Consider the following 6541-nt stretch of genomic DNA (forward strand, 5'->3'; position numbering starts at 1 on the left):
AGGACATTTGCAATTACGCACAGACAGCCTAGATTACTTTAACTATGCAAAAAATCTTGCACAAGATTTCAAAACAGATTTTCAAATACAATCACATGTAAATGCTGAAGAGGCGATTATTAGCAAATATGAGGCAAGATGGTTAAGACAAAACAAAGATATTTATACTCTTGAATTTCTCGCCCTGCACTCTAGTACCTCACGCAAGCTAGATTTTGACTTTGCCTTTTTAGATTCTGCAGTGCAACCTTTATTATTTTTGCCCAAAAACTTTCAAAAAACAAAAATTGTGCAAAAGGATTATTTTTTGCATTTGGAGGATTTATTCATCAGCCCTTGCGATTCCTCCTCTCCTCCTTGTTTGCTTAAAATTTCCTTTGGGGATTTTAATTATCCCCAAACGCGTTATGCGCTACAAACAAATCATCTTGAATATTTCAAAGAGAATCCATTGCCTACCTATCTCAATTACAAGGCACATCAGCAACTCTTACAATTAATCCAAAATGACTTCAGTCTTTATAAGGAATCATAAATGGACGCGATTATTCAAGCAAAAAATATGAATTTAGGTTACAAAAATGAAATCATTATCAAAAATGCGAGTTTTAGTATTTATCCTAAAGAATTTGTTTTCATTAGCGGTCCAAGCGGGAGTGGTAAAAGCACCTTAATGCGCTCTATTTATGGGGATTTAGCACTGAAAAGTGGCTCTTTAGAAGTCTGCGGAATAGAAATGTTTAAGGCAAATAAAAAAAATATTGAAATCTTGCGCAGACATTTAGGCATTATCTTTCAAGATTATAAGTTAATCAAAGATTTCAATGTAGAAAAAAATGTTATGCTTCCTATGATTATTGGAGGATTTACCAAAGAATCTTGCCAAGCCCAGACAGATAGGCTTTTAGCTCATATTAAACTTTCTCATAAAGGTAGCAAATATCCCTTGGAACTAAGCGGGGGAGAACAACAACGTGTCGCTATGGCACGCGCACTCTCCCATAATCCTCTTTTGATTCTTGCTGATGAACCAACAGGAAACCTAGACGACTACTCCTCGGAAGTAATTTGGAGCTTACTTAAAGGTGTCAATGTGCAACTTGGAATCACAGTTGTTGTAGTAACGCACAGAATCCCAGAAACTCTAGGAGTCAATTATCGCCATTTTCATATTGAAGAAGGGGTCATCTATGAACTCTCTTAAAAATCATTTAAGCCTTATTATTCCACTGGTTGCTTTACTTTTTGCACTAGAAAGCATTTTGCTTATTTCTCGCACCCTAAACGATTATGAAAATAAGTTGGGTAAAAACTACGCAATTATTCTCGCAAGCACTAAAGAATTAAATTTAGAACTTTTGCGCAACAAAATCAGTGAAGCGCAAGACTTAACCCTGATTGATTCTAAAGTCGTCTTAGACAGATTGAGCAAAAATATCAGCCAAGCCAATATTGTCCTGCTTAAAAAATCCCTTCCAAGATTCTATTCTTTAACCCTTAATATCTATCCTAGCAGTTCGCGTTTGGAAATTATCCACAAAACCTTAAGCACATTAGAGGGCGTTTCTCGGATTGAAACTTTTACTAAAAGTCATAGTCAAATCTATCAACTTCTTTTGATTATCAATGGAAGCACAATAATTTTTTCAGGCTTTATTGCGTTAATTAGCTTGCTTTTGATGTTTAAACAAATTGAAATTTGGAAATTTCAGCATTTAGAAAGAATGGAGATTATGACTTTGCTTGGAGCACCGCTTTGGATGCGCTCTCAAGTCTTATTCCGACTTGCTTGTTTAGACACTATCCTTGCAACTCTTATCGTCGCTAGCGGTTTGGTTTATATCTCGCAGAATCCTACTTTGCTAATTTTCCTGCAAGAATTAGGTTTAAATCCAGAGATTTTTTCACCCATTTTAGATTCTATTGTATTGCTTTTAACAGGGCTTGCTGTCTCGCTGATTTCAGTATGGATTGTAAGCTTACAACACAGGGATTAAGGATTTTTATGCGTGTTTGTCTGCTTTTTCTTATTTCTTTCTCTCTCTGCTTTGGTGCAAATGAAAAGGAGATTACCAAAAAAATCAGCCAAAATCAAAATACTTTAGAATACAAAAAGCGGCAAGAAAAGCAAATTAACGCTAAACTCCAAGAGTTAGGCAATGCAATCAATCTTCAAAAAGAAGAAAATAAAATGCTTCAAAAAACAATCAAAGAAAATGAACAAAATATCGCCAAAAATCAAAAGGAATATGATAGTAAAACTGCTTTAATCAAAAAACTTAGCAATAATCAGGATTCTTTATTTCAAACGCGAAAACAAATTGAATTTGAAATGATGGATTTAATTCTCAAAGATGTTTCCTTTGCGATTCTACTAAACGACTTCCAACCAGAATCTATTCAAGACTTAATAACAGAAGAGGCATTTAAATCCCTAAGTGAAGCTACAAAAAAACATTTAAGCACACTTAGCAACAAACAAAGTGAAGTGATTGCTAACCTCCATTCCCTACAAACTGAAATCACACAATTAAAAAATTTTCTCGAAGTAGAAAACAAAAAAAGAACTCATTTAAAGGCGCTACAAAGCGAACAAGAAACATTGATTGCAAACTATCAAAAAGAAATCACAAAATACAATAAAGAATTACAAAAAATCGTCCAAGAACGTGATGAAGTGCAAGGAATTCTTGTTAATCTCAATATTCTTAAAAGCCAAGAAGAAGAAAAACGCAAAAAACGTGAAGAACTAGCCAAGACTAAACCCACAGAATCGCAAGCTATGGAATCCCAAATATCTTCCAAAACAGCAAGCAATAATTTGCCCAAAAAAACACAAACTTCCAATATTTCAAAAGCTAAAGACGATTTTGATGTGCGCCAAGTTGCTAGCTCTTACCACAATATCGGAACAACCAAGTATAAAGGTGCTAAGACGATTGCTCCTTTAGAAAATTTTACGATTGAAAAACATTTTGGACCTTATTTTGACCCTGTGTATAAGATGAAAGTTTTTAATGAATCTGTAACTTTAGCTCCAAAAGGAGACGATAAAGTTAAAAGCGTTTTAGATGGAAAGGTTGTATTTGCTAAGGATACCCCGATTCTTAAACGTGTTGTTATCATTGAGCACAAAGGCAATATGCACACAATCTATGCGCAATTAGATAAAATTGCACCTACAATCAAACCCGGTAGCACGGTCAAAAAGGGCTATACTATCGGACGCGTAGATAATGCTTTGAAATTTGAAGTAACTCTTAAAGACAAACATATTGACCCACTAGAGCTCATTTCTTCTAAAAACCTTTAAACTCTATTATCGTTATGAATATATTATTACACTTGTACTATAAAAACTCTATAGAACAAAAAGGAGAATTTTTAAAAATTTTTAAAAATTTTAATTATTTACTCTTTATTTTTTTGAGTAATATCCGATATACTTCCATAAACAATAACAAGGAGGTTACTATGACTATTTCTGAAAATGGAATGAATATTGCTAGCACCCAAGTGAATACTTACTCTACGCAAGGAAGCGTAAGTAATCAAAATAGCCCAAAGCTGCAAGAGTCATTGACCCAAGCAGAACAAGTGCAAGTAGAGATTGATAAGTCAAGCGAAGAGCAAAGGATTCAAGAACAAAAGCAAAAACTCAATGAATTAGCTCAACAACTTAACAAAGAGCTTAATCCATTGAATACAAATGTTACCTTTGGGTTTAATGAAGATATTGAAGGGCTTTTTGTAACTGTGAGCGAAAAAGATACCAATCGCATTATTCGCAAGATTCCAAGTGATGAAGCAATGAGACTTATGGCAAAAATGAAAGAAGTAGTCGGGATTATTTTCGACAAACAAGCTTAAGAAAAAACCAACCTTAAAAAGGAGATTACTATGGCAGTAGGACAAATGGGAGTATTAGGGATTGCGAGTAACCTAAGCTGGGATACACTCAACCAACTAAAAGACAATGAGATTAAAAACCAAGTTAACCCTATAACCAAAAAAATTGAAGCTAATATGGAGAAGCAAACTGAACTTACTTCACTTTTAACTATGATGACTTCTTTGAATACAAACTTCAAGAATTTATCAGACTTTAGCACCTATCTAAAACGTTCTGCTTCCGTTGAAGGTAATGGTGTAAAAGCGACAGCAGGAGAAGGTTTAGCGATTCAAGATATTAAAATCAATGTCAAACAACTTGCACAAAATGATGTCAATCAAGTAGGGTTGAAATTTGCTTCAAGAGATAGCGTTTTTAGTTCAGAAAACACAACTCTTAGCTTTTATCATAATGGCACAAATTATGATATTGAAATCAAAGCAGGTATGAGTGTATCAGAAGTTGGACAAGCTATCACAGATAAAACCAATGGTGCTGTAATGGGTATCATTATGAAAACAGGTGGAGACGAGCCCTATCAATTAATGATTCAAGGCAAAGATTCTGGAGCGCAAAACAAAATCTATTTTGGAAGCACATTAGAAAGTGCAGCAATGCCTGGAGGACAGCTCACAGGCGGAACATTTGAAATTGAGATTGGCGGTCAAACAATTAACATTGATTTAGCAAATGATGTCGAAACAAAGATTGGAAACACTGCTGAAAACAATGCCAAAGCACTTTTAAAAGCAATTAATGAAAAAATTGAAAACGACCCTAGTCTAACCGATATCAAAGATAAACTTAAAAGTGGTGAAATCACCATAGGTTTAAATAGCACGGGCAAAGGCTTATTGTTTAACGATTCTAAAGGCGGAGAGATTAATGTCAATATCACTGACGCCAAAGTGAAAGTCATTGAGGGTGGAAGTGAAGTTGATACAGATTTGGGATTCGTCAAAACCTCTGTTGGTGCTTCAAGCACAGATTTAATCACAAGTTCAGCTGTGAGCAGTAGCGCATTAAGTGGAATAATCACAATTAATGGTGAAAAAATTGACTTAAGTGGTATTAACAATGGTTCGGGTGCAAGAAATGCGCAAGCAGTAGCTGATAAAATTAACGCAACTGCAAATTTAAATGGCAAAGTCTCCGCAGAAGTTAAAAATGGAAAATTGGTCATTAATAGCTTAGATGGCAATAGCGTAAGAATTGGCGCGGAAGGAGCAAACTCTGAAGAACAAACCAAAGTCTTAAATTCCGTAGGCTTGCAAATGGGTAGTTATGCAACAAGTCAGGGCTTTTTAGAAAAAATGGATATTACTAATATCCAAAAGGCACAAAATGCACAATTCACTTATAATGGGATTGAAATTGAACGCGATAAAAATAGCGTTGATGATGTTGTTTCAGGACTTTCCTTAGAGCTCACAGCCATTACAGAAGCAAACAAAGAGGTCGTTGTGCGCATTTCTCGTGATGATTCTGGAATTGCGGAAGAAATGGAAAAATTTGTAGAAAATTACAATACTATGTATAACAAAATTCAAGAATTAATGCGATACGATGAAGATACAGAAGTCGCGGGCGTCTTTAATGGAAATAGTGATATTAGACAGATTATTAGACAATTTAACTCTATCATTACTTCTAATGACATCAATGGGGATAATCTCGTCAAATTTGGAATCTACTTCAACGATGATGGCACACTCAAAATGGATAAAGAGAAATTTAATTCTGCATTTAAAGAAGACCCAGACAAAGCAGTCGCATTCTTTAGAAGCACCACAAGTGTTTCACGCGGTGTCAGCACTGAAGTAGATGGAGTTTTTACCAAGCTTCGTAATACAATGGACAAGTTAATTACAGGTAGTAATTCTACATTGAAACTCTTAGAAACCTCTTTGGTAGATGAGCAAAAAACTCTCAACGAAGACAAAACTAAAACTCAAGAATCCATTGACTCTCGTTATGAGACTATGGCAAGTAGATGGTCTGCTTATGACCAACTTATCGCTAAAACACAGCAACAATCACTAGCGGTTCAAAATATGATTAACTCGTTGAAGTCTTCAAATTAGAAAGGAATCTAAGAAATGAAAAGTAGTTTAGCCTACAATTCTTATCAACAAAATTCTGTTGCTGTAGAATCACCAGCAAAGCTTGTTGAAATGCTCTATGAGGGTATTTTACGCTTTGCTTCTATGGCAAAACGTTGTATTGATTCTCAAGACATTGAGAAAAAGATTTATTATATTAATCGCACCACAGATATTTTCGTGGAACTTTTAAATTCGCTTGATTATGAAAAAGGCGGGCAAGTCGCTCACTATCTAACAGGGCTTTATACACATCAAATCAAGCTCTTAACCCAAGCGAATATGGAAAATAATAAAGATAAAATTGACATTGTGATTAAAGTAGTTAAAGGACTACTTGAGGCATGGAAAGAGGTAAATCATGAATTGGCTTAATGAATTAAAAGTGGCATATTTAAACAAAAATGACAGCAAACTCAATGAACTTTTGGATAATACACCTATTTTAAAAACAAGAGATGAAATGTTTGAAGCATTGGCAGTAATGGAGCAAATCACAGAATACGCTAAGGCTCAAAAAGAGAAATTGGGTTTAGAAATGCGCAAG

Annotated in this window: 7 protein-coding genes and 1 pseudogene; all 8 read left to right on the forward strand. The window is 34.8% G+C overall.

Annotated features, from left to right (window positions below; all coding sequences use genetic code 11):
- A pseudogene (locus Q1553_RS05750) lies at nt 1-535 on the forward strand (tRNA (guanosine(46)-N7)-methyltransferase TrmB); the annotation flags it as partial.
- Nucleotides 536-1204: an ABC transporter ATP-binding protein gene (locus Q1553_RS05755; protein ID WP_115550733.1), complete on the forward strand. Its 669-nt coding sequence runs from the start codon at nt 536-538 to the stop codon at nt 1202-1204.
- The gene (locus Q1553_RS05760) at nt 1191-1997 is read left to right on the forward strand and encodes an FtsX-like permease family protein (RefSeq protein WP_115550734.1); all 807 of its coding nucleotides are present in this window, start codon (nt 1191-1193) and stop codon (nt 1995-1997) included. Before Q1553_RS05755 ends, Q1553_RS05760 begins: the two co-directional genes overlap by 14 nt.
- 8 nt (nt 1998-2005) lie before the next feature.
- Nucleotides 2006-3313: a M23 family metallopeptidase gene (locus Q1553_RS05765; protein WP_115550735.1), complete on the forward strand. Its 1308-nt coding sequence runs from the start codon at nt 2006-2008 to the stop codon at nt 3311-3313.
- A 161-nt stretch (nt 3314-3474) separates the two neighbouring features.
- Nucleotides 3475-3870, forward strand: a complete 396-nt coding sequence (locus tag Q1553_RS05770) for a FlaG family protein (RefSeq protein WP_115550736.1) — start codon at nt 3475-3477, stop codon at nt 3868-3870.
- Between the two features lie 30 nt (nt 3871-3900).
- On the forward strand, nt 3901-5976 hold the full coding sequence (gene fliD / locus Q1553_RS05775) for a flagellar filament capping protein FliD (RefSeq protein WP_300842804.1): 2076 nt from the start codon (nt 3901-3903) through the stop codon (nt 5974-5976).
- Nucleotides 5977-5991: 15 nt separating this feature from the next.
- On the forward strand, nt 5992-6369 hold the full coding sequence (gene fliS / locus Q1553_RS05780; protein ID WP_115550738.1) for a flagellar export chaperone FliS: 378 nt from the start codon (nt 5992-5994) through the stop codon (nt 6367-6369).
- The coding region (locus tag Q1553_RS05785; protein WP_300842805.1) for a hypothetical protein at nt 6356-6541 on the forward strand (186 nt) is incomplete at its 3' end. The genes fliS and Q1553_RS05785, both read left to right, overlap by 14 nt.

Origin of the sequence: Helicobacter sp. UBA3407 (assembly GCF_949747025.1) — a bacterium.
In the GTDB taxonomy this organism is placed as follows: domain Bacteria; phylum Campylobacterota; class Campylobacteria; order Campylobacterales; family Helicobacteraceae; genus Helicobacter_D; species Helicobacter_D ganmani.